The sequence below is a fragment of the Streptomyces yaizuensis genome (assembly GCF_034961445.1).
Lineage (GTDB): Bacteria > Actinomycetota > Actinomycetes > Streptomycetales > Streptomycetaceae > Streptomyces > Streptomyces yaizuensis.
This window is the reverse complement of sequence record NZ_BSBI01000009.1, coordinates 164,549-187,060: the sequence shown is the minus strand read 5'-3', so window position 1 is coordinate 187,060 and position 22,512 is coordinate 164,549. Positions and strand designations below refer to the sequence as shown.

Sequence of the window (22,512 nt, the reverse complement as noted above, 5' to 3'; positions counted from 1 at the left end):
AACGCGGGCGGCGGCGCGACCGGAGCCGGCCGATGACCGGGCACCCGAACGGCTTCTGGGCCCAGGCGGCGGCCGACCCCGACCGCGTCGTCCTCGTCGCCCCCGACGGCGCACGCTGGAGCGCCGGCCGGCTGCACACCGCCGTCAACCGGCTCACCCACGGGCTCCGCGCGGCGGGCCTCGGCCGGGGCGACGCCCTCGCCGTCGTCCTCCCCAACGGCGCCGAACTCCTCACCGCCCACCTCGCCGCCGCCCAGTCCGGCCTCTACCTCGTCCCCGTCAACCACCATCTGGTCGGACCCGAGATCGCCTGGATCGTCGCCGACTCCGGGGCGAAGGCACTCATCACCCACGAACGGTTCGCCGCCGCCGCTGCCCTCGCCGCCGACGAGGCCGCCCTGCCCGCGAGCCACCGCTACGCCGTCGGGGCCGCCCCGGGCTTCCGCCCGTACGGCGAACTCCTCGACGGCCGCCCCGGCACCCCGCCCGCCGACCGCACCCTCGGCTGGGTCATGAACTACACCTCCGGCACCACCGGCCGGCCGCGCGGAGTGCGCCGCCCCCTGCCCGGCCGGCCCCCCGAGGAAACCCCCCTCGGCGGCTTCCTCGGCTTCTTCGGGATCCGCCCCTTCGACGGCAACGTCCACCTGGTCTGCTCACCGCTCTACCACACGGCCGTCCTCCAATTCGCCGCCGCCTCCCTGCACATCGGCCACCCCCTGGTCCTCATGGACAAGTGGACCCCCGAGGGAATGCTCCGGCTGATCGAGAAACACCGCTGCACCCACACCCATATGGTCCCCACCCAGTTCCACCGGCTCCTCGCCCTGCCCCGGGAGGTACGGGAGCGGTACGACGTGACCTCGATGCGGCACGCCGTCCACGGCGCCGCGCCCTGCCCCGCCCAGGTGAAACGCGCCATGATCGACTGGTGGGGGCCGTGCGTCGAGGAGTACTACGCCGCGAGCGAGGGCGGCGGCACGTTCGCCACCGCCGCCGAATGGCTGGAGCGGCCCGGGACGGTGGGCCGCCCCTGGCCCATCAGCGAGATCGCCGTCCTGGACGACGACGGCGAACGGCTGCCCCCGGGCACCGTGGGCACCGTCTACCTGCGGATGTCCACCGGCGGTTTCCGCTACCACAGGGACGACGCCAAGACCGACCGGAGCCGTATCGGCGACCTCTTCACCGTCGGCGACCTCGGCCTCCTCGACGAGGACGGCTATCTCTTCCTGCGCGACCGGAAGATAGACCTCATCATTTCCGGCGGGGTGAACATCTACCCCGCCGAGATCGAGGCCGCGCTGCTGGCCCACCCCGCCGTCGCGGACGCCGCCGCCTTCGGCATCCCGCACGCCGACCGGGGCGAGGAGGTCAAGGCCGTGGTCGAACCGGTGGACGGCGCGGAGCCCGGCGCCGCCCTCGCCGCCGACGTCCTCGCTCACTGCGCCCGGCTGCTCGCCCCGTACAAGCGCCCCAGAACCGTCGACTTCACCACCGCCCTGCCCCGCGACCCCAACGGCAAGCTCTACAAACGCACCCTGCGCGACCCGTACTGGGAGGGGCACGACCGCCCCCTCTGACCCCCGGGCGGCCCGACCCCGTTGGCCCAACAGCCCGCGCGTCCCGGGCGCCGGGCTGCCAGCGTGGTCGCATGACGACCGCCACGGCACGACAGTGGACGACCTGGGTACCGCTGCTCGCCGTCGTCGCGCTCGTGGGCGCCTGGGGCCGTGAGCTGCCCGGTTTCGCGTTGGTCATCGTCGGGCTCTGTCTGATCGGCGCCGTCCTGGCCGCCGTCCACCACGCCGAGGTGGTCGCCCACCGCGTCGGCGAACCCTTCGGCTCCCTGGTCCTGGCCGTCGCCGTCACCATCATCGAGGTCGGACTGATCGTCACCCTGATGGCCGACGGCGGCGACAAGGCGTCCACCTACGCCCGGGACACCGTCTTCGCCGCCGTCATGATCACCTGCAACGGCATCGTGGGCATCTCCCTCCTCGTGGGCGCCCTGCGCAACCGGGTCATCGTCTTCAACGCGGAAGGCTCCGGCGGCGCCCTCGCCACCGTCTGCACCCTCGCCACGATGACGCTGGTGCTGCCCACCTTCACCACCGGTCACGCGGGCAAGGAGTTCACCGGCGGCCAGCTCGCGTTCGCGGCCATCGCCTCCCTCGCCCTGTACGCGCTGTTCGTCGGCGTCCAGACGGTCCGGCACCGGGACTACTTCCTGCCGGTGCACCCCGACGGCAGCGAGTGCGGCCCCGACGAGCACGCCCCGCCGCCGAGCGACCGGGAGACCTGGTGGAGCGTGGGGCTCCTGCTGGTGGCCCTGGTCGCGGTGGTGGGCAACGCCAAACTGGTCTCCCCGGCCATCGAGAGCGGCGTGGACGCGGCCGGGCTGCCCACGGCCGTCGTCGGCGTGGTGATCGCCCTGCTGGTCCTGCTGCCCGAGACCCTCGCCGCCGTCCGCGCGGCCCGCCGCAACCGTTTTCAGACCAGTCTCAATCTGGCCTATGGCTCCGCCATCGCGAGCATCGGGCTGACGATCCCGTCGATCGCCCTGGCCTCTGTGTGGCTGCCGGGGCCGCTGATCCTCGGGGAGGACGCCACCCATATGGTCCTGCTCGCGCTGACGGGCCTGGTCAGCGCGTTGACCGTGGTGCCGGGCCGGGCGACCCTGCTCCAGGGCGGGGTGCACCTCGCCCTCTTCACGGCCTTCGTCTTCCTCTCCTTCAGCCCCTGAGCAGGCGCAGCTCCCGAGCAGGCGCAGCCCTTGAGCACGCGCAGCCCCTGAGTACGCGCCCGCCGCGCCCCCCGGGCCGGCGCTCACTCCTCCTGCGTACCGCCCAGCGCCCGCACCGGCCCGCTGATGTCCAGGACGTCGACGGAGCCCAGGATCTCCACGGCCGGCACCCCCGCGCCCCGTACCGTGATCCCGCCGTCGATGCGGATCCGCAGCGCCCGCGACCCCTCCTTGAGGCTGAGCGCACTGGCCGCGAGACGCATCAGCTCCCCCTTCACCAGACTCTCGCCGACCCCGCCGTGGGTCTCGATGCCCCGGTGCACCGTCAGCGTTCCGAACGGCTTGCTGATCTGGATGCCCACCGCCGCGTCCGCATGGGTGACGATCCGGTCGAACTCGGCCGTGTCCACGGTCCCGTCGTAGATGTTGAAGCCCCGCGCGCCGACGCCGAAGGTCTCGATCGGCGCGGCCACCGTCAACCGCCGGATCACCCCGAAGCTGACGAACCCGATGCCGCTGGGGCCGTGCGAGGTGACGGGCCCGCGCGCCGTCCAGCTCTCCACCTCGCCCCACAGGTCGAGCACCATGTCGTTGACGCCGTAGGTGGTCACCGGGCCCTCGTTGACGACCTCCCGGATCGCCGCGTACACGACGAAGACCCCACCCGTGATCCGCCCGGGGGTCCCCGCCGGAATGCCCCCGTCGCTGTGGACGGTCTCCGTGTGCAGCCGCCGGCCCTCCACCCGGCCCCCGTCCACCGTGCCCGAGACGAAGATCCCGCCGCCGCGTACGGGGGCGCCCTCCCGGCCCACGCCGATCCCCACCAGATCGCAGGTGATCAACGTGTCCGGGTCCGGCTGCTGGTTGTAGAGGGTGAACGCCCCCTGGAGCACCTCGACGTTGAACCCCCGAGGGCGCGGGGTGGCCTCCCGGGCGTCCGCCGCCTCGATGTCCAGGCCGTCGATCCGGACATGGCCGGATCCGATAGCGTCCCGGGCGAGCAGTTCGACCCGTCCCAGGGTGGAGACCTGCTCCAGCTCCAGCGTCCCCAGACCGTCGACGGAGGTGTCGTTGTGGATCGCGCGGGCGGCGGGCGCGGTCTCCAGCCGCAGCTCGGCCACCCGGTTGTCCCGGGAGAGCCGCAGTCCGTCCCCGCCGTCGAAGACCAGGGCCGCGCCCGGCCCGGCGCCGACCAGCGCGGCCCCCGGCGGCAGGGTGAAACCGGGGACGCCCGTCAGCCGCCCCTCGACGCCGACGACGGCCGGGCCTTCGCCCACCACCGCGTCGACGGCCTTCAGCAGCGCGCCGACCGTGCTCACCGTGACCGGGTCCGTGTCCGTCGTCATGGCGCGACCCTAGGACACGACACCGCCCGCCAGGGGCGCGGCGCGTACCGCCGTACCGGTGAATCCCCAGGGCAGGGGCGGCGGACGGCACCCCGCCGGCCAGCTCCCCGACGCGCCGGACGGCCCGGCACCATTGCCCAGGCGCCCCGGGCGGGCAACGATCGGTGCATGCCGAAGTTCACCGCGTACGACGGTACGGAACTCGCCTACCACCTGAAGGGAGCCGGGGAGCCGCTGATCTGTCTGTCGGGAGGGCCCGTCCGGGCCGCCGCCTACTACGGCACGCTCGGCGGTCTCGACGCCCACCACCGGCTCGTCCTGCTCGATCTGCGCGGCACGGGAGGCTCGGCGGAACCGGCCGATCCACAGACCTCCCGCTGGGACCGGCAGACCGACGACATCGAGGCCCTGCGCGAGCACCTCGGACTGGACCGGGTCCATCTGCTGGCCCATTCGGTCTCCGGGAACCTGGCCACCCTCTACGCCGCCCGGCACCCGGAGCGGGTCCGCTCCCTCACCCTGATCGCGCCGGGCGCCCGCCCCGGCGACGACGACGCCAAGCCGGAACAGGGCGGGGTGATCTGGCACATCGACGGCTTCGACCCGGCGCCCTCCCGGGCCGTCCTCGCCGCCCTGGAGGCCCCCGTCCTGGTGCTGACAGCGGCCCGGGACGGCGGCCCCCGCCCGGTCCGCGCGGCCGATCTCGCCCCCCTCTTCCCCTACGCCGGCCGCTCCGACGGGCACCACCCCTGGCTCGACGACCCCGGCGGATTCGTCCGCTCCGTACGGGCCTTCCTCGCCCCCGACATCCGTGAGATCGAAACCGACGGGGTCCGGCTCGCCTACCGCACCTGGGGCGCCCACGGGGCCCCTCCGGTCGTCCTCGCCCACGGCCGGGGCACGAGCGGCGCCGTCTGGTCGGCCGTGGCGGAACGTCTCGCCGCGACCCGCCGGGTGTACGCGCCCGACTTCGGCGGCCACGGGCTGAGCGACTGGCCCGGCGACTACGGCTTCCACCGCTTCCGCAACGAGCTGAGCGGCTTCATCCGGGGGCTGGGCCTGGACAGCGTCGACATCGTCGGGCACGCCACGGGCGGACTCGCCGCCCTGCTGCTGGCCGCCGAGGAACCCGAACTGGTGGACCGGCTGGTGGTCGCGGAGCCCACCTCGCCGTTCCCGCCCGCGAGACCCCGGCCGCCCGCCCGCCGCGTGGACGGCACCGCGCTGGACTACGACTGGGAGATGATCGTCCGGATCGACGCTGAGCTGAACGACCCCGACCCCGCGTGGGGCGGCCGGCTGGCCGCGATCGAGGCCCGTACCCTCGTCATCGGCGGCGGGCCGGTGGACGGGCACCCCGGTGGCCCCGACGGGCTGGCCCGGATGGCCGCCCTGGTTCCCGACGCGCGCCTGATCGGTGTGGACGGCGGGCCGGCGCCGCACGAGAACAGCCCGGACGCGTTCCTGGCCGTGCTCCGGGCGTTCGGCATCTAGCCCCGGCCCCGGCCCCGGCCCGACACGACTGAACCGGAACCGGACCGGCCCCGGCCCGGGTGCGACCCGGCGGTACTCGGAGGCACCCGGCATACCGGGCGGCAGGCCCGCCGCCCAGTAAGCCGGGGCCGGGCCGTGCCCGATGCCCCGGCACACCGGACACCGGGACCGGGACCGGGACCAGAGACCGGACCCCGGGCCCCCGCGCCCGGTCAGGCGGGCCCCGTCGCCTGTGCTGCCACCGCCTGCGCCCAGCGATAGTCCGCCTTGCCGCTCGGCGACCGCCGGATCTCCGCCGTGACGACCAGCTGCCGGGGGATCTTGTACCCGGCGAGCCGGGCCCGGCAGTGGTTCTGGATCTCCTCGAGGCCGGGCGCCCGCGCGCCCGCGCGCGGCTGCACCACGGCCGCGACCCGCTGCCCCCACACGGCGTCGGGCACCCCCGTCACCAGGGCGTCGTACACGTCCGGATGGGCCTTGAGCGCCTGCTCGACCTCCTCCGGATACACCTTCTCGCCCCCGGTGTTGACGCACTGCGAGCCCCGCCCGAGCACGGTCACCACACCGTCCGCGTCCACCGTCGCCATGTCCCCGAGCAGCACCCAGCGCTCCCCGTCCCGCTCGAAGAAGGTCTCCGCCGTCTTCTCCTCGTCCCGCCAGTAGCCGAGCGGCACATGGCCGCGCTGGGCGATCCGGCCCGGCACGCCCGGCGGGACCGGCTCCAGGGTCCCGGGATCCACCACCGCCGTCCGCTCGTTGACATGGATCCGGAACCCCTTCTCCGGGGCCGTGTCTGCGGTCGCCGTGCCGTTGAAACCGGACTCGGACGACCCGAAGTTGTTGATCAGCAGCACCTTCGGCGCCAGCTCGGCGAAGTCCGCGCGCACCGTCTCGGAGAGGATCGCGCCGGAGGACGACACGGTGAACAGCGCCGACAGATCGGTGCCCGCGAGCGGCCCGCGCAACGCGTCGACCAGCGGACGCAGCATCGCGTCGCCGACCAGCGACACCGCGCTGACCCGTTCCCGCGCGACCGTCCGCAGCACGTCCAGGGGCGAGAACGAGCGGTGCAGCACCAGCCGCTGCCCGTAGTGGAAGGCGATGAGCGAGGTGAGGGTGGCGGTGCCGTGCATCAGCGGGGCGGCGGGGAAGAAGGTGAGCCCGGCGCCGCCCGCCGCGACCCGTTCCGCCAGCTCCCCGGGGGAGGCGACCGGTGTGCCCGTCGGGTCCCCGCCGCCCAGCCCGGCGAAGAACAGGTCCTCCTGGCGCCACATCACCCCCTTCGGCAGCCCCGTGGTGCCGCCGGTGTAGATGATGAACAGATCGTCGCCCGACCGGGGGCCGAACCCGCGCCCGGACGGCGCGCCCGCCTCCGCCTCGGCGAGGTCCACGGCGTCCAGCCGGGGGGCGTGGGCGGGCGGCGTCCCGACCCGTAACAGATGGCGCAGCCGCTCCGTGCGCGGCAGCGCCCCCGCGACCCGTGCGGTGAAATCGGCGTCGAAGACCAGCGCCGTCAGCTCGGCGTCGCGATAGAGATGGACCAGTTCGTCCTCGACATAGCGGTAGTTGACGTTGACCGGCACCAGCCGGGCCTTGAGGCAGCCGAAGAGCGTCTGGAGGTAGGCCACTCCGTTGTAGAGGTGCAGGCCCACATGCTCGCCCGGCCGGAATCCGGCGCCGGTCAGATGGTGGGCGACCCGGTTGGCGGCCGCGTCCAGCTCCGCGTAGGTCAGCCGGCGCTCGGCCCCCGTCCCCGGGAGGTCCAGGCAGACCAGCGCCTCGCGCTCCGGCACCGCGTCCACGACCGACTCGAACAGGTCCGCAAGGTTGTAGTCCACCCGCTCCTCCTGACCCGGCGTGCCCCGGCAGGCACCGGGGCCCGGCCGTCATTAGAGCGCCCGGGCACCCGGCTGGGAAGGGGGAGCGGAGAAGAAAACTGACTGACTGTCAGAAATCTATTGAACTGGAACCGGCCCTCCTGCAACCTGTTCTCGATCCGGCGACGGGAGGCCGCACATGCAGCACACTCCAGGACAGCAGCCGACACAGCCGTCACAGCCGCACCCCGCACCGCCCCACCCCGCACCGCCCACCGGCACCGGTAGCGGCACCGGAGGCGGCGGGGGCACCGAACACCTCACCGTCCACCGCGAAGCCGCCACCCTGGTCGTCACCCTCGACCGGCCACAGGCCCGCAACGCCCTCTCCCTCGCCATGCTCGTCGGCCTCCACGACGCCTGGCTGGAAGCCGACGCCGACGCCGGCGTCCGCTCCATCGTCCTCACCGGCGCGGGCGGCGCCTTCTGCTCCGGCATGGACCTCAAGGCCCTCGCCGGCGGTGGCGGCACCATGGCGGGGGAGCGGCACCGCGACCGGATGCGGGCCGACCCCGACCTCCACTGGAAGGCCATGCTCCGCCACTACCGGCCCCGCAAACCGCTCCTCGCCGCCGTCGAGGGCCCCTGTGTCGCCGGCGGCACCGAGATCCTCCAGGGCACCGACATCCGGATCGCCGGCGAGAGCGCCGTCTTCGGCCTGTACGAGGTCCGGCGCGGCCTCTTCCCCATCGGCGGCTCCACCGTCCGCCTCCCCCGGCAGATCCCGCACACCCACGCCCTGGAAATGCTGCTCACCGGCCGCCCCTACACCGCCGCCGAGGCCCTGCGGATCGGCCTCGTCGGCCATGTCGTCCCCGACGGCACCGCCCTGGACCGCGCCCTGTCCCTCGCGGAACGGATCAACGCCTGCGGCCCGCTCGCCGTCGAGGCGGTCAAGGCGTCGGTGTACGAGAGCGCCGTCCTGACCGAGGCCGAAGGGCTCGCCGCCGAACTGGAACGCGGCCGTCCCATCTTCGACACCGAGGACGCCCGCGAAGGCGCCCGCGCCTTCGCCGAGAAGCGTGACCCCGTCTACCGGCGCCTCTGACCCAGGGAGCCCCGTATGCCCGAACCCCTGCGCGCCCCCGTCGTGGTGGAGTTCCCCTTCACCCGCTCGCTCTCGCCCGTCCAGCGCGCCTTCCTCACCGGGCTGCGCGAACGCGTCGTCCTGGGGGTCCGCACCCGCGGCGGCAGGATCCTCGTACCCCCCGTGGAGTACGACCCCGAAACCGCCGAGGAGATCGGCGACCTGGTCCGCGTCGGCGCCACCGGCACCGTCACCACCTGGGCCTGGAACCCCGCGCCCCGCCCCGGCCAGCCGCTGCGCACCCCCTTCGCCTGGGTCCTGGTCCGGCTCGACGGGGCCGGCACCGCGCTGCTGCACGCCCTCGACGCCCCCGGGCCCGGCGCGGTCCGCACCGGACTGCGGGTCAGGATCCGCTGGGCGGCCGAACGCACCGGCGCCATCACGGACATCGCCTGCTTCGAACCCGAGACCGCATCCGAGACCGCATCCGAGACCGCATCCGGGGCCGAACCCGGGGCCGAACCCGCCACCGCGTCCGCCGCCCCCCACGACGGCGTCTTCCCCGACCCCGTCACCGGCATCGTCACCCCCGCCCGCCTCGACTACACCCACACCCCCGGCCGCGCCCAGAGCGCCCACCTCCACGCCCTCGCCGAGCGGCGGATCACCGGCGAACGCTGCCCCTCCTGCCGCAAGGTGTACGTCCCGCCCCGGGGCGCCTGCCCCACCTGCGGCGTCGCCACCACCGAAGAGGTCGAGACCGGCCCCCGGGGCACCGTCACCACCTTCTGCGTGGTCAACATCAAGGCGCGCAACCTCGACATCGAGGTGCCCTACGTCTACGCCCACATCGCCCTCGACGGCGCCGACCTCCCCCTCCACGGCCGGATCGCGGGCATTCCGTACGACGAGGTCCGCATGGGCCTGCGCGTCGAACCCGTCTGGCTCCCCGGCGTCCGCCACCCCGACCACTACCGCCCCACCGGCGAACCCGACGCCGCCTACGACACCTACAAGGAGCTGCTGTGACCCACCCCGCGCGGGACGTGGCGGTCGTCGCCTTCGCCCAGAGCGACCACCGGCCCCGCAGCGACGACCTCTCCGAGGTGGAGATGGTGATGCCGGTCATCCACCGGGTCCTCGACCGCACCGGGCTGCGCACCGGCGACATCGGCTTCACCTGCTCCGGCTCCTCGGACTACCTCGCGGGCCGCGCCTTCTCCTTCACCCACGCCCTCGACGCCGTCGGCGCCTGGCCCCCCATCCCCGAGTCCCATGTGGAGATGGACGGCGCCTGGGCCCTGTACGAGGCCTGGGTGAAGCTGCTCACCGGCGAGACCGACACCGCGCTCGTCTACGCGTACGGCAAGTCGTCCCCCGGCTCGCTGCGCGATGTGCTCACCCGGCAGCTCGACCCCTACTACACCGCCCCGCTCTGGCCCGACCCGATCGCGCTCGCCGCCCTCCAGGCCCAGGCCCTCATCGACAGCGGCGCCACCGACGAGAGCGCGCTCGCCGCCATCGCCGCCCGCAGCCGCGCCGACGCCACCGGCCATCCGCACGCCCAGCTCAAGGGAGCCGTACCCCAGGGCGGATACGTCGTACGGCCGCTGCGCACCGGCGACTGCGCGCCCATCGGCGACGGAGCGGCCGCCGTGATCATCGCCGCCGGGGAGCGCGCCCGCGAGCTGTGCGACCGGCCCGCCTGGATCCGGGGCATGGACCACCGGATCGAACCCCACGGCCTCGGCGTCCGCGACCTCACCGCATCGCCCTCCACCCGGCTCGCCGCCGAGCACGCCGGAGCCTTCGACCGGCCCGTCGACACCGCCGAACTCCACGCCCCCTTCACCTCCCAGGAAGTGGTGCTGCGCCGGGCCCTCCGCCTCGGCCCCGGCGTCCGCGTCAACCCGTCCGGCGGGGCCCTCGCCGCCCATCCGATGATGGCCGCCGGCCTCATCCGGATCGGTGAGGCCGCCGCCCGCATCCACCGGGGCGCGTCCGACCGCGCGCTCGCCCACGCCACCTCGGGGCCCTGCCTCCAGCAGAACCTGGTGGCCGTCCTCGAAAGCACCGAAGGACAGGCCGCGGTGCCGGCGGCGGAAGGAGCCTCCCATGGCCGGTGAACCCGTCGCCGTCGTCGGCATCGGCCAGACCCGGCACACCGCCGCCCGGCACGACGTCTCCATCGCCGGACTCGTCCGCGAGGCCGCCCGCCGCGCCCTGGACGACGCCGGTCTCGACTGGGACGGCGTCGACGCCGTCGTCATCGGCAAGGCCCCCGACTTCTTCGAGGGCGTGATGATGCCCGAGCTGTATCTCGCCGACGCGCTGGGCGCCGTCGGCAAACCGATGCTCCGCGTGCACACCGCCGGCTCCGTGGGCGGCTCCACCGCCCTGGTCGCCGCCCAGCTCGTGGCCGCCCGCGTGCACGGCACCGTCCTCACCGTCGCCTTCGAGAAACAGTCCGAGTCCAACGCCATGTGGGGGCTCTCGCTGCCCGTCCCCTTCCAGCAGCCGCTGCTCGCGGGCGCGGGCGGCTTCTTCGCCCCCCACGTCCGCGCCTACATCCGCCGCAGCGGCGCCCCCGCTGGCACCGGCTCCCTCGTCGCCTACAAGGACCGCCGCAACGCGCTCCTCAACCCGTACGCCCATCTCCACGAACACGACATCACCCTGGAGAAGGTCCGCTCCTCCCCGATGCTGTGGGACCCCATCCGCTACTCCGACACCTGCCCCTCCTCCGACGGGGCCTGTGCCATGGTCCTCACCGACCGGGCGGGCGCCCGCCGCGCGCCCCATCCGCCCGCCTGGCTGCACGGCGGGGCGATGCGCAGCGAACCCACGCTCTTCGCGGGCAAGGACTTCGTCTCGCCCCGGGCCGGCCGGGACTGCGCGGCCGAGGTCTACCGACGGGCCGGGATCACCGACCCGCGCCGGGAGATCGACGTCGCCGAGATCTACGTCCCCTTCTCCTGGTACGAGCCGATGTGGCTGGAGAACCTGGGCTTCGCGGCGGAGGGCGAGGGCTGGAAGCTGGTCGCGGCGGGCGTCACCGGGATCGGCGGCGAGCTGCCCGTCAACCCGTCCGGGGGAGTGCTGTCCGCCAACCCCATCGGCGCCTCCGGGATGATCCGCTTCGCCGAGGCCGCGCTCCAGGTGCGCGGCCGGGCGGGCGCCCACCAGATCGACGGCGCCCGCCGGGCCCTCGGACACGCCTACGGCGGCGGCTCGCAGTTCTTCGCCATGTGGCTGGTGGGCACCGAGCCACCCCCGGGCTGACGGGGCGGCCACCCCGGGTCGGCCCGGCCACCGCCCCCGTCCCCTGTGTCCCGTCCCGTGTGCCACGCCCCCCGGGCCACGCCCCCCGCGCCACGCTCCCGGAACGCCGGTCCCGCGTGGCCGGGACCGGCCTGTCCGAGGGGGTCGGCCGGGCCCGCCGCGCACCCGGCCCCCGGTCGGCCGGATGTCCCCGGCCACGTACCATGGCGGTATGTCCTTCCTCCGCCGCCGCAGCGCTCCCACACCCGCTGGCCCGGACTTCGACGTCCTGGCCATGGACCCGGGGGACTGGCCCGGCAATCTCGGCGCCGGGCTGCTGCCCGCGCCCGACGGCACCTGTCAGGGCGTCTTCCTGCGGTACGACCTCTTCGGCGGCCGCGGCCCCGCGATGATCATCGGAAATCTGCCCCAGGGCTCGCCCGCGCGCGAGCTGGCCGACGGGCAGGTGCCCTTCGAGGTCTCCCAGCTCCTCCTGGCCCTGGAGAACGAGGAGGACGTCGAGGTCACCGGCGTCGAGGACGTGCCCGTGATGCAGGGCGACAATCTGCTGATCGTGCGCCGGCTGAAGCTCTCCGAGGGCCGGATCTCGTGCGTCCAGTTCGACCGCAGCGACGATGTCCTCGTCACCATCGCCAGCTGGGACCGCCCCATCACGGACGATCTCTACGCGCTGCTCAAGCCGCTGCCCGCCGAGCTGTTCCAGCAGGGCTGACCGACCCGCGGGGCGTGCCCGGAGCCGTCCGGAACACGCCCCCTCTCGCTCCCCGTCAGCGTCGGGCGAGGGTGCCGGCGAGCCGCACGGCCGACATGCCGAGACCGGTCGCCCGGGTCAGAAGCGGGCTGCCCGCCCCGTGCGCCAGGTCGCCTTCCCCGTACCGCCGGGTATTCAGGTGCCAGTTCACGACGCCGGTCTGCCAGTCCTCCATCTCCCGCACATACCGCTCCACGGCGGCCCGCTGCTCCTGGGTCAGGGCGAAGTCCTCGTACAACAGCGGCAGTTCGTGCTCCTTGACGTGCAGGAACTGCCGCAGCCGGCCGCGCATCAGATCGTGGACGATGCCGACGGCGGCGGGGTAGTCGCAGCCGAAGAAGGTCTCCACCACCAGCACCGCGTTGTGGATCTCGCCCTCGACCTCGATCTCCTTCTGGTACGAGACGAGGTCGTTGGTCAGGCAGCAGTAGTCCTGGGCGGCGAGCTCCAGGCTCCGGATCGTGCCGCCGGTCAGGACCTCCTGGGGGATCCCCGCCTCGTGCCGCAGCCGGGACAGCAGCATGGTGAAGTCGCCGCCGAAGGTGTCCCGCCGCATCTCCAGATAGTCGACGGGGTCCGGGATCCGGTGCTGGGCCTGGTTCCCCAGCTCCCACAGCCAGCTCTCCAGCATCGCCGCGACCGTGGTGGCCAGCCTGCGCCTTGCGTCCATGCCCATGGGGCCGGCGGTACGGGCCCACAGATCGGCCAGGCCGCGTTCGAGCGGGGAGGCCGCCGCGGCCGCGCCCAGGGCGGGTTCGGCGACGGGCATGCAGGCCAGCAGCCGTTCATGGCAGTGCCGGGCCCCCGCGAGATCACGCCGCCGGCCGAAGACCACGGGGTAGTAGTCGTCGGCGTACGTCCCCCAGGAGAACCATTCGGCGCTCAGCTCCAGTTCCTCGGGGGTGGCGTCGGGGTCGACCCCGGCCGCGGCGAGCGCGAAGTCGAAGCGCCGCAGCAGCGGTTCGTCCCACAGGTCCGCCAGCAGCCCCATCCGGTGCATCCAGTCGACCACCTTCTCCGCCGCGTCCTCGTAGTGGGGGCTCATCTCCAGCGGGAACGGCAGGTCGATACCGGGCACCTGGGACGGCCCGACCCGCCGGTGGGGCACATGGGTGAGGGTGCGCAGCCGCTGCGCCGCCGGCCGGCCGAAGAAGGTGTGGATGTCCATCGCGGACGTCCCGAGCACCCCGCCGGGCAGTCCGGCCACCCCGCCGGGCAGTCCGGGGCCACGGGCCGCCCCCGGGGCCCCGACCAGCCCCTCGTTCATATAGCGGCTGGAGCGCAGGTGCCACTCGTGGCCGCCGGACTGCCAGTCCTGGAGCCCCTTCACATAGAGCCCGATCGCCGCGGTGTCGGCGGGCGGAAGCCCCCGCTCCAGACAGAGCGCGGGCACCTCGGTGAGGGCGGTGTTCTCGAACTGCTGGAGCCGTGATGTCAGCAGGTCGTTGACGGCGTCGGCGGCCTCCTGCGTGGAGCAGCCGAGGAAGGTCTCCAGCACCAGGACGCCGTTGCTCAGCTCGCCCTCGTCCTCCACCTCGCGCTGGTAGGAGAAGAGGTCGTTGCGGAGGTGGATCGCGTCGGCGAAGGTGTCCCTGAGCACCCGCAGCGGCCGGGCCCCGGCGACCGGATCGGGCACCTCCGCCCCCACCGCGTACTCGACCAGGTGCGCCGACCAGGGCGCACCGCCCACCTTGCGGCGCATCTCGATGTACTCGACGGGGTTGGCGATCCGCCCCTCGTTGATGTTGGCCAGTTCCCACAGCGACTCGTTGAGCAGATTGAGCGTCGCCTCGGTGAACCGGACCCGCCACTGCGGCGACATGGCCGGCACCGTACGCGCCCAGAGGTCGGCGAGCCCCGCCTCCACCGGGTTCTGTGGCTCCGGGACCGGGGTGGCGGGGTCAGCGGGCATGAAGGCGGGCAGCCGGTCCAGATACGTTTTTCCACCCACCCGGTCCTGGGTCCGCTTGAACAGCTCCAGGAAGTGGTCGTCGAAGAAGAAGACCCAGGTGTACCAGTCGGTGACCAGATTCAGCGCGTCGGCGTCGCAGTCGGGGTGGGTGTAGCCGCAGAGGAGGGCGTAGTCGTGCGCGTCGAGATCGCGCTCGTCCCAGATCCCGGACCCCTCCAGCATGCCCATGCCGCGCGCCCACTCCCGGGTATGGGCACGTGCCGTCTCGACGTGCGGATTGAGCCGTGCCGGATACGGCACATAGAAATCGGGCAGGGTGAAGGGCTGGGACATGGCGTACGGGGCCTTCCGGGCAGGGCTGAACGGGTTGATGGCCACAGCTCTACCCGTCGCCCGGATGGCCCACGCGGACACCGAGATAGTCATACAAGCTTATGAATGGGCGGCTGTTGATCGGTTCAGCGGCCCACGTTTCTCACCGCACCGGCCTCAGCGCACCGGCCGCACATCGGACGCCTTCACGAAGGCCACCCGGTGGCCGAACTGGATCTGGTAGTACCACTCCGAACCGCGCACCACCCGATGACCCGACGGATCGAACGTCTTGGCGAACAGATACTCGCCCCGCACCAGATCGCCCACCACATACCGCTGACCCGCCACCAGGGAGTACGGGTACGGAGCCAACTGCTGCACCGGCACGTCCGCCGGATAGTCCGCAGGCTCCGGATAGGCCCGCCCGTACACCGGCACATCCGGCCGCCCCGGCGCCGCCGTCACCAGCAACCCCCGCGACCCCACCGCCACCGGCCGCCCCGGAGGGTTGTGGAACCACGCCTTCTGCCCCAGGTACCAGATCGCCGTCCACGCGCCCCGGCGCTCCGCCACCGCGAACCGCTGCCCCGTCGACGCCCGCGCTCCCGTGTCGTTCACCTGGGTCGTCGACTCCTCACCACCGGGCCGCAGCCCCACGTCCCGCACCAGCGGGGCGTCCGGGGACGGCCCGGTGTGCAGCCGCACCGCACCCGACCCGTGCGGCGCGCACACCTCGCCCGGCTTGCGGCACCCCGTGTACACCGGCTGGTGGGACGCGTAGTCGGGCCGGATCGTCACCACGGAGGCCCGGGGCCCCGCCGTCGCCCGGAACGGCTTGCCCAGCAGCGTGAAGTAGTGGTCCCAGTCCCAGTACGGACCCGGATCCGTGTGCATGCCCCGGATCGTCGCCGCCGTCGTCCCCGGCACATTGTCGTGCCCGATGATGTGCTGCCGGTCCAGCGGAATCCCGTACCGCTTCGCCAGATGCCGCACCAGCCGCGCCGACGACCGGTACATCGCCTCCGTGTACCAGGCGTCCGGGTCCGCCAGAAAACCCTCGTGCTCCAGACCGATCGAGTGCGCGTTGACGAACCAGTTCCCCGCGTGCCAGGCCACGTCCTTCAACGGAACGTGCTGCGCGATGTGCCCGTCCGACGCCCGCAGGCTGTACTGCCACGACACATACGCCGGGTTCCGCACCAGCCGCAGCGTGGTCTCCCAGGTGGCCTCCGTGTCATGGACGACGATGTACCGCACCCGCTGCGAACGCGGCCGGTCCGCCAGGTCGTGATTGCCGTACCCGCCACCCGGCAGCTCCTGGTACGGCGCCGGCAGCCACTCGCAGGACACCGTCCCGGGGCACTGGGGCCGCTGGGCCCCCGCGGCGCGCGGCTCCCGCAGCCCCGGCAGGGAACGCTGCCCGGCGGACGGCACCGCCGAACGGTCCGCCGCCAGCGTGATCCGCGCCCCGCTGTCCGTGGTGCGCGCCATGCCGGAACGGATCACCGAGAAGACGTCGTCGGCCCAGGCCCGCGCCGCTGCCGCGTCCTCGGCCGCCGGGAACAGCGCCACCGCGCCGTACCAGCCGGACACCGGGGCGTCGGCCGCCCGGCCCAGCCGCCGCTGCGCGTCGGCCAGCAGCGCCGCCCCGCCCCGGACATTGGCGGCCGGCTCGCTCCGCAGCCGGTCCGCGCCGATGCCCGAGACCTCCGCCGCCCGCTCCAGCGTCCGCAGCCGGGCGGGCACCCCGCCCGCCGCGACGGCGGCCGCCGCCGCCGATGCCCCCGCCGACGACGGCAGCGGCCGGGACGGATCCCCGCGCCGGTCCTCCCCGGCGCCGTGCCCCGCGTGACCGGTGCCCGACCCGTCCAGCGCCGCCCGCAGATCGGTCAGATGCATCGGACCGTAGCCACCGGCCACACTCGGCGCGCCGCCGTGCCAGTCCCACCGCGACTGGAGGTACGAGACTCCGAGCAGCACCTCACGGGGCACCCGGTACTCGGCGGCGGCCGCCGTGAACGCCGCGTCCAGCGACCCCGGAGCCCCCGGAGCCCCCGGCGTCGGCGGAGCACCGGCCGTGGCGGAGCCGGGACCGGCGGACAGCAGCGGCAGCAGCAGCGCGGCGGCCGCCACCGCGACCCCCGCCCTGCGCGCGCGGCGCCCCGGCCGGGCCGGTGGCGGTACGGGAACGGGCTCGGTCACGTCGGACCTCCTGGGGCGGACGGGACGCGGGACCCACCCGGCCGAGACCTCTGGAGGGGCGAGGAACACGGACCGGCCGCAGGACACCCCGCAGGGACCACCACGCATATCCGCCGGGGACCCCGCCCGTCAATCGCGACATGCCGGGTCACCACCCCCGGACCGCGTCTTTCGGCCGATTCTCATATCCCGCGCCACCGAGCCGTGTTCACCCCGACAACCCGGTCGAGTGTCGTCTCGAACACAGGAACGTATCGATACGACCGGCCGGGCCGGTGGACCGACGTCCGCAGGACCGGCACCACAGCACCGTCCGCACCACCTCACCGACCGCACCACCTCACCGTCCGCACAACGGCACAGACGCAGACGACAGCCCGCCGCGCGCCCGGGACGAACCGGTCCGGACGCGCGGCGGGCTCTCCCTTCCGCCGGAAGCTCAGCGGGTGCCGACCGCCGCCCGCACCGCCCGCCGGGCCAGGGCGCAGTCGTCGTGCAGCCGCCGCAGCAGCAGCCGCTGCTCCTCACCGGCCGACAGACCGCTCGCCGACAGCGGCGCCGACGGCGCGGCCTCCCGCATCGTGCGCTGCACGGCCGTCTCGTACGTACGGATCTCCCGGGTCAGCACCAGCATCAGATTCACCAGGAAGGCGTCCCGCGCGTCCGGCCCGGCCAGTTGCGCCGCCTGGCTGACCCGCCGGCGCGCCGCCGGGGCGTCCCCGAGCACCGACCAGAGGGTGGCCAGGTCGTATCCGGGCAGGTACCACCCCGCGTGCTCCCAGTCGACCAGCACCGGGCCCGCCGGCGACAGCAGCACGTTGGAGAGCAGGGCGTCCCCGTGGCAGAACTGGCCGATCCCCTGCCGCCCGCCCGACTGGGCGAGTCCGTGCAGCAGCTTCTGGAGATCCCCGAGATCACGGTCGGTGAACAGTCCCAGCTCGTGGTAGCGCGTGATCCGCGAGGCGTAGTCCAGCGGCCGGTCGAACAACTCCGCCGGCGGCCGCCACTGGTTGAGCCGGGTGACCGCCGTGAGCACCGCGGCCGCGTCCGCGCGCGGCGGCGCCTCCGCGGGATGCCGGGACAGCCCGGCGGGCCGGCCGGGCATCCGCTCGATCACCAGCGTGCAGTTCTCGGGGTCGGCCGCGATCAGCCGCGGCACCCGGACCGGCGGACGGTGCCGGACGAAGGTCCGGTAGACCGCTATTTCGTGGCGGAACCGCTCCACCCACACCGACGAGCGGTCCAGCAGGCACTTGGCGACCGCCGTGTTCCGTCCCGTGGTCCCGACGATCAGTACGGAACGCCCGCTGCGCCGCAGCACCTGCACCGGATGGAACTCCGGGCAGATCCGGTGCACCGAGGCGACCGCCATGCGCAACTGGGCGCCCTGCGCGCCCGACAGGTCGATTCTCCCGGTGAGTGGCGCTCCGGCGGCCGGGGCCGCCCTGCGCGCCCGGACGGCGCCCACCGGGTCCGCGTACGGACCGGCACCGGCCGCGCCCGGCCGCCGTGGCCGGTACGGGGCGGACACGGAGGACGATGCTGTGTACATGGGGGTGACAGATCCCTTCGTGCGCCGACGGATGTCGTGCGCCACCCCGCCCCGGCGGCCCGCCGCACCCTGGGGAATGCGGTGGCCGCCGGGGCCGGGAATGACGCGTTCCTACGTCACACCAGCGCGCGGGTGGCACACCATCTGGCGAACCCTGGCGAACCCTGGCGAATAGTCGCCACCCCCCTGACGGGGGGCTACTGTCAACTCAGCCGAGAACCTGGGGGCTTGACGTGACCGGAGTACCCAACACCCGCCTCTGCGACCTGTTCGGCCTGGCCGGCTGGTCCAAGGGCGAACTCGCGAGACTCGTGAACCGGCAGGCGGCGGCCATGGGCCACCCCCAGCTGGCGACCGACACCTCGCGGGTCAGGCGGTGGATCGACATGGGGGAGACCCCGCGCGATCCCGTGCCGCGGGTGCTGGCCGCCCTGTTCACCGAGCGCCTCGGCCGTGTCGTGACCATCGAGGATCTCGGGTTCGCACGGAACGGGCGGACCGGCAGGCGGAAGGACGAACAGGGCACCGCTGACCCTGACGGTCTGCCGCTGCCGCCCGGCCGGACGGCCGCGGTCCTCACCGAATTCACGGGAATGGACCTCATGCTCAACCGACGCGGCTTGGTGGGCGCGGGCGCCGCGCTCGCCGCGGGATCGTCGCTCAGCACGGCCATGCACGACTGGCTGAACACCGACCCCGCCCTCGCCCAGGACGCCCCCTACTCCGATAACCCCCTGCACGCCGACCCCGCCGGGTACGACCGCTACGAGGCCGCCCCCATCGGCTCCCAGGAGATCGAAGCCCTGGAACGGTCCGTCGAGGTCTTCCGCGCCTGGGACGCCGCCCGGGGCGGCGGGCTCCAGCGCAAGGCCGTGGTGGGGCAGCTCAACGAGGTGGGCGGGATGCTCTCCTACCGCCACCCCGAGCACCTCCAGCGGCGCCTGTGGGGTGTCGCCGCCAACCTCGCCGTCCTCGCCGGCTGGATGTCCCACGACATCGGCCTGGAACCCACGGCGCAGAAGTACTTCGTCATCGCCGCCCACGCGGCCCGCGAGGGCGGCGACCGGCCCCGCGCCGGAGAGGCGCTGTCCCGCGCCGCCCGGCAGATGGTCCACCTGGGGCGCCCCGACGACGCACTCGATCTGATGAAACTCGCCCAGTCCGGATCAGGCGACGAGACCCTGCCCCGGACCCGCGCCATGCTCTACACGATCGAGGCGTGGGCCCAGGCGTCCATGGGCCAGGGCCAGGCCGTCCGCCGCACCCTCGGCAAGGCGGAGGAACTGTTCGTCTCCGACAAGGGCGACGTCCCGCCGCCCAGCTGGATGCAGATGTTCGACGAGGCCGATCTGCACGGCATGGAGGCCCTGGCCTACCGCACCCTCGCCGAGCACGACCCCACCGCCGCGCCCATCGCCCAGGGCCATGCCCGCAAGGCGCTGGAGCTGAGGGCGAGCGGACACCAGCGGTCCCAGATCTTCGACTACATCTCCCTGGCGTCGGCCAGCTTCATCGCCGACGACCCCGAACAGGCCGACCGCTACGCCCGGCTCGCCCTGGTCTCCATGGGGGAGACGTCCTCGCACCGGACCTGGGACCGGCTCCGTGAGATGTACCGGCTGACCGGTCAGTTCGCGGGATACCACCGGATCGAGGAACTCCGCCGGGAGATCCGCCTCGCCCTGCCCAACAGCCCCTCGCTCAGGGCCAGGAACGCGGAGGTCTGAGAACAGCGGCTCTGAGAACAGCGGGTGTCCGTGAACTCCGGGAACGCGCCCGGCCACCGGCACCACCGGCGCCGGTTCCGACCCCGCTCCTGATCCGGCCTGGTCCGTAGAAGACGGCCTAGGCGTCGATCCGTGCCACCAGGACGCAGGCGTCGTCCTCGCGGCCCTCCTGGCCGAAGCTCTCCACCATCGCCCGCAGGCAGGCCTGCGCGTCCTGGGCCGCCGCGAACCGGGGGGCCAGCGCGAGCAGCCGCTCGACACCGGAGCCCACCGCCGGATCCGTGCTGTCGGCGCGGGTCAGCCCGTCGGTGTGGAGGACGAGCAGATCACCGGGGAGCAGCCGCAGTTCGGCCTGCTCGTACCGGCTGCCGGGGGTCGCGCCGAGCAGGACGCCCTCCGGCGGGGTCAGCACGCGCCCCGTCCCGCCGCGGAACAGCAGCGGGGCGGGGTGGCCGGCCTGCGCCCAGGAGAGGGTGCGGGTCGCCGGGTCGAACCGGCAGCACACCGCGCTGCCCAGCGCGGGCTGGACGGCCGTGTCCAGCAGTTGGTTGAGATGGCCCAGCAGCTCGCCGGGGGCCACGCCCGCGAGGCTCATGCCCCGCATCGCGCCCAGCAGCGTCGCCGTCGCCGATGTGGCGGTCACGCCGTGCCCGGTGAGGTCGCCGACGCCGAGCAGGGAATGGCCGCCGGGCAGCGGAAAGGCGTCGTACCAGTTCCCGCCGATGAGGGCGCTGCTCCCGGAGGGGAAGTAGTGGGCGGCGATGTCGATGCCGCTGTCGCCGTCGGCGCCGCGCGGCAGGGAGCCCTGGCCGACGGGGAGTACGGCCTCCTGGAGTTCCTTCGCGAGCCGCCGCTCGGTGCGTTCGGCGTACTGCCGGCGCTGGAGCGTGTCCCGGCTCTCGCGGACCGCCCGTTCGCTGCGGCGCAATTCGCTGACGTCGCGGAAGACCGCCCACATGGAGGCGGTGGAGCCGTCCGCGTCGAGGACCGGCTCGCCGGTCATGTGCACGGTGCGGACCCGGCCGTCGGAGCGGACCATCCGGAACTCCCCGTCGATGGGGCGCCCGTCGACCAGACACCCCGTCACCAGGACGGTCAGCAGCGGCTGGTCCTCCGCGAAGACCACCGACGGCAGCTCGTCCAGGGTCATGGGACCGCTCTCCGGGCTGCGGCCGAGGATCCGGTACAGCTCGTCGGACCAGCTCACCTCGTCGGTGAGCAGATTCCACTCGGCGCTGCCGATGCGGCTGAGCAGCGAGCCGGTGCGCTGGGCCCGGTCGGCCTCGTGCCCGGCGAGTTCGTCCAGGGAGGTGCCGGCGCCGGGCGGGTCGGGGTGGTCGAACGGAGTGCACGGCGCGAAGGACGCGAAGGAAGCGGAGGGCGCGCAAGGGGCGAAGGGGTCGAACGGTTCGGTGCCGCCGAAGGGGTCGGCGGAGGGGTCGGCGGAGGGGTGCGGGCCGGCCGGGGCGAGGGGCCCGTCCGCCGGGCCCGGGTGGTCGCCCGTGCCGTCCGCCGGGCCGGTCAGCCCCTCCCGGAGCTGCCCCAGATGCGCGCCCAGATCGTCGAGTTGATGGACCGCCAGATCGCAGAGCGCCCGCTGCCAGCGGCCGTGCGGGTCGTCCTCGTCCCCCGTGGTGTCCCGTCGTACGGCGTCCACGTCGCCGCGCAGCCGACGGGTCCGGGTGATCAGAGCGTCGACGGTGCCGCGCTCGGGAGGCTGTGAGGCGGAGGGGTCCGCGAACACATGGGACGGCATGTCGTACTCCGATACAGGCGCGGCCGCGGCCAGGTCTGAGACACGGTCTGAGCAAGGGGCCGTGATGACTCTTGCACAGGGAGAGATGGGCTGTAAGCGATTCGGCAACACTCGGTACGGTGGTGCCCGCGTCATATGTCGTCGGCGCGCATTCTGATGCGCTGAATTCCGGCCATACCGAGGGCTGTTGGGTACAGGATACGCCTCGGCGCGGCGGTCCGGGACATCCAGGGCGCGCCCGGTGGCGGTCGGCGGGGCTCCCGGGTGGGCCCGGGGAGAGGCCGGTGGGGCGGGGTGGGTGCGGCACCGTTCGTCTGCCGCCGCAACAAGGGGTGAACTGCGTCTCTGCGGCCCCGGGAGGCGGCCGGACCGTGCCGCGGCCCCGGCGTCGGCCGGTCCGGCACCGGGGCGGGGGCCCGGTGCCGGACGTGGATCGAGGGCCGGTGTATCCCGGCGGTCGACCGTTCAGATTCGGCCACCGACCCGCCCGAGGCGGACGACGGCCCGAAGGGGCGGTCAAATGGC

15 protein-coding genes are annotated in these 22,512 nt (G+C 73.7%); 9 read left to right on the top strand and 6 right to left on the bottom strand.

Features of this window, described 5'->3' with window-relative positions; genetic code table 11:
* Positions 1-32: 32 nt before the first annotated feature.
* Positions 33-1,583, top strand: coding sequence for an acyl-CoA synthetase (locus SYYSPA8_RS21975; protein ID WP_323448973.1), 1,551 nt, complete (start codon positions 33-35; stop codon positions 1,581-1,583).
* 71 nt (positions 1,584-1,654) lie between these two features.
* Entirely contained in the window at positions 1,655-2,746 is a 1,092-nt protein-coding gene (locus SYYSPA8_RS21970; RefSeq protein ID WP_323448972.1) for a calcium:proton antiporter, read from the top strand.
* An 83-nt stretch (positions 2,747-2,829) separates the two neighbouring features.
* Here the strand turns inward: SYYSPA8_RS21970 and SYYSPA8_RS21965 are convergent, their stop codons facing one another.
* On the bottom strand, positions 2,830-4,092 hold the full coding sequence (locus tag SYYSPA8_RS21965) for a hypothetical protein (protein ID WP_323448971.1): 1,263 nt from the start codon (positions 4,090-4,092) through the stop codon (positions 2,830-2,832).
* A 168-nt stretch (positions 4,093-4,260) separates the two neighbouring features.
* Here SYYSPA8_RS21965 and SYYSPA8_RS21960 point away from each other — a divergent pair, with 168 nt between their 5' ends.
* Positions 4,261-5,586: an alpha/beta fold hydrolase gene (locus SYYSPA8_RS21960; RefSeq protein WP_323448970.1), complete on the top strand. Its 1,326-nt coding sequence runs from the start codon at positions 4,261-4,263 to the stop codon at positions 5,584-5,586.
* A 212-nt stretch (positions 5,587-5,798) separates the two neighbouring features.
* Here the strand turns inward: SYYSPA8_RS21960 and SYYSPA8_RS21955 are convergent, their stop codons facing one another.
* Positions 5,799-7,424, bottom strand: coding sequence for an acyl-CoA synthetase (locus tag SYYSPA8_RS21955; RefSeq protein WP_323448969.1), 1,626 nt, complete (start codon positions 7,422-7,424; stop codon positions 5,799-5,801).
* A gap of 178 nt (positions 7,425-7,602) precedes the next feature.
* Between SYYSPA8_RS21955 and SYYSPA8_RS21950 the strand changes: the two genes are divergently transcribed.
* The 5 genes from SYYSPA8_RS21950 to SYYSPA8_RS21930 all read left to right on the top strand — a co-directional run bounded on the left by SYYSPA8_RS21950 (position 7,603) and on the right by SYYSPA8_RS21930 (position 12,484).
* On the top strand, positions 7,603-8,511 hold the full coding sequence (locus SYYSPA8_RS21950) for a crotonase/enoyl-CoA hydratase family protein (protein ID WP_323448968.1): 909 nt from the start codon (positions 7,603-7,605) through the stop codon (positions 8,509-8,511).
* A 15-nt stretch (positions 8,512-8,526) separates the two neighbouring features.
* Positions 8,527-9,519, top strand: a complete 993-nt coding sequence (locus SYYSPA8_RS21945) for a Zn-ribbon domain-containing OB-fold protein (protein ID WP_323448967.1) — start codon at positions 8,527-8,529, stop codon at positions 9,517-9,519.
* A complete protein-coding gene (locus SYYSPA8_RS21940; protein WP_323448966.1) occupies positions 9,516-10,616 on the top strand; it encodes a thiolase domain-containing protein in 1,101 nt (366 codons plus the stop codon). Before SYYSPA8_RS21945 ends, SYYSPA8_RS21940 begins: the two co-directional genes overlap by 4 nt.
* On the top strand, positions 10,606-11,772 hold the full coding sequence (locus SYYSPA8_RS21935; RefSeq protein WP_323448965.1) for a thiolase domain-containing protein: 1,167 nt from the start codon (positions 10,606-10,608) through the stop codon (positions 11,770-11,772). Before SYYSPA8_RS21940 ends, SYYSPA8_RS21935 begins: the two co-directional genes overlap by 11 nt.
* Before the next feature lie 211 nt (positions 11,773-11,983).
* The gene (locus SYYSPA8_RS21930; protein WP_323448964.1) at positions 11,984-12,484 is read left to right on the top strand and encodes a hypothetical protein; all 501 of its coding nucleotides are present in this window, start codon (positions 11,984-11,986) and stop codon (positions 12,482-12,484) included.
* A 55-nt stretch (positions 12,485-12,539) separates the two neighbouring features.
* Here SYYSPA8_RS21930 and SYYSPA8_RS21925 read toward each other — a convergent pair whose 3' ends face one another.
* From SYYSPA8_RS21925 to SYYSPA8_RS21915, 3 genes are all read right to left on the bottom strand, one after another.
* Positions 12,540-14,768 (bottom strand): terpene synthase family protein, encoded by a 2,229-nt coding sequence (locus tag SYYSPA8_RS21925; RefSeq protein WP_323449118.1) that lies wholly within the window; start codon positions 14,766-14,768, stop codon positions 12,540-12,542.
* Between the two features lie 156 nt (positions 14,769-14,924).
* Positions 14,925-16,952 (bottom strand): N-acetylmuramoyl-L-alanine amidase, encoded by a 2,028-nt coding sequence (locus SYYSPA8_RS21920; RefSeq protein WP_323448963.1) that lies wholly within the window; start codon positions 16,950-16,952, stop codon positions 14,925-14,927.
* 439 nt (positions 16,953-17,391) lie between these two features.
* Positions 17,392-18,504, bottom strand: coding sequence for an aminoglycoside phosphotransferase family protein (locus tag SYYSPA8_RS21915; RefSeq protein ID WP_323448962.1), 1,113 nt, complete (start codon positions 18,502-18,504; stop codon positions 17,392-17,394).
* Between the two features lie 233 nt (positions 18,505-18,737).
* On the opposite strand from SYYSPA8_RS21915, the gene SYYSPA8_RS21910 reads away from it, so the two are divergent.
* Positions 18,738-20,231: a DNA-binding protein NsdB gene (locus SYYSPA8_RS21910; RefSeq protein ID WP_323448961.1), complete on the top strand. Its 1,494-nt coding sequence runs from the start codon at positions 18,738-18,740 to the stop codon at positions 20,229-20,231.
* Between the two features lie 118 nt (positions 20,232-20,349).
* On the opposite strand, the gene SYYSPA8_RS21905 is transcribed toward SYYSPA8_RS21910, so the two are convergent.
* Positions 20,350-21,987: a PP2C family protein-serine/threonine phosphatase gene (locus tag SYYSPA8_RS21905; protein WP_323448960.1), complete on the bottom strand. Its 1,638-nt coding sequence runs from the start codon at positions 21,985-21,987 to the stop codon at positions 20,350-20,352.
* Positions 21,988-22,512: the final 525 nt, after the last annotated feature.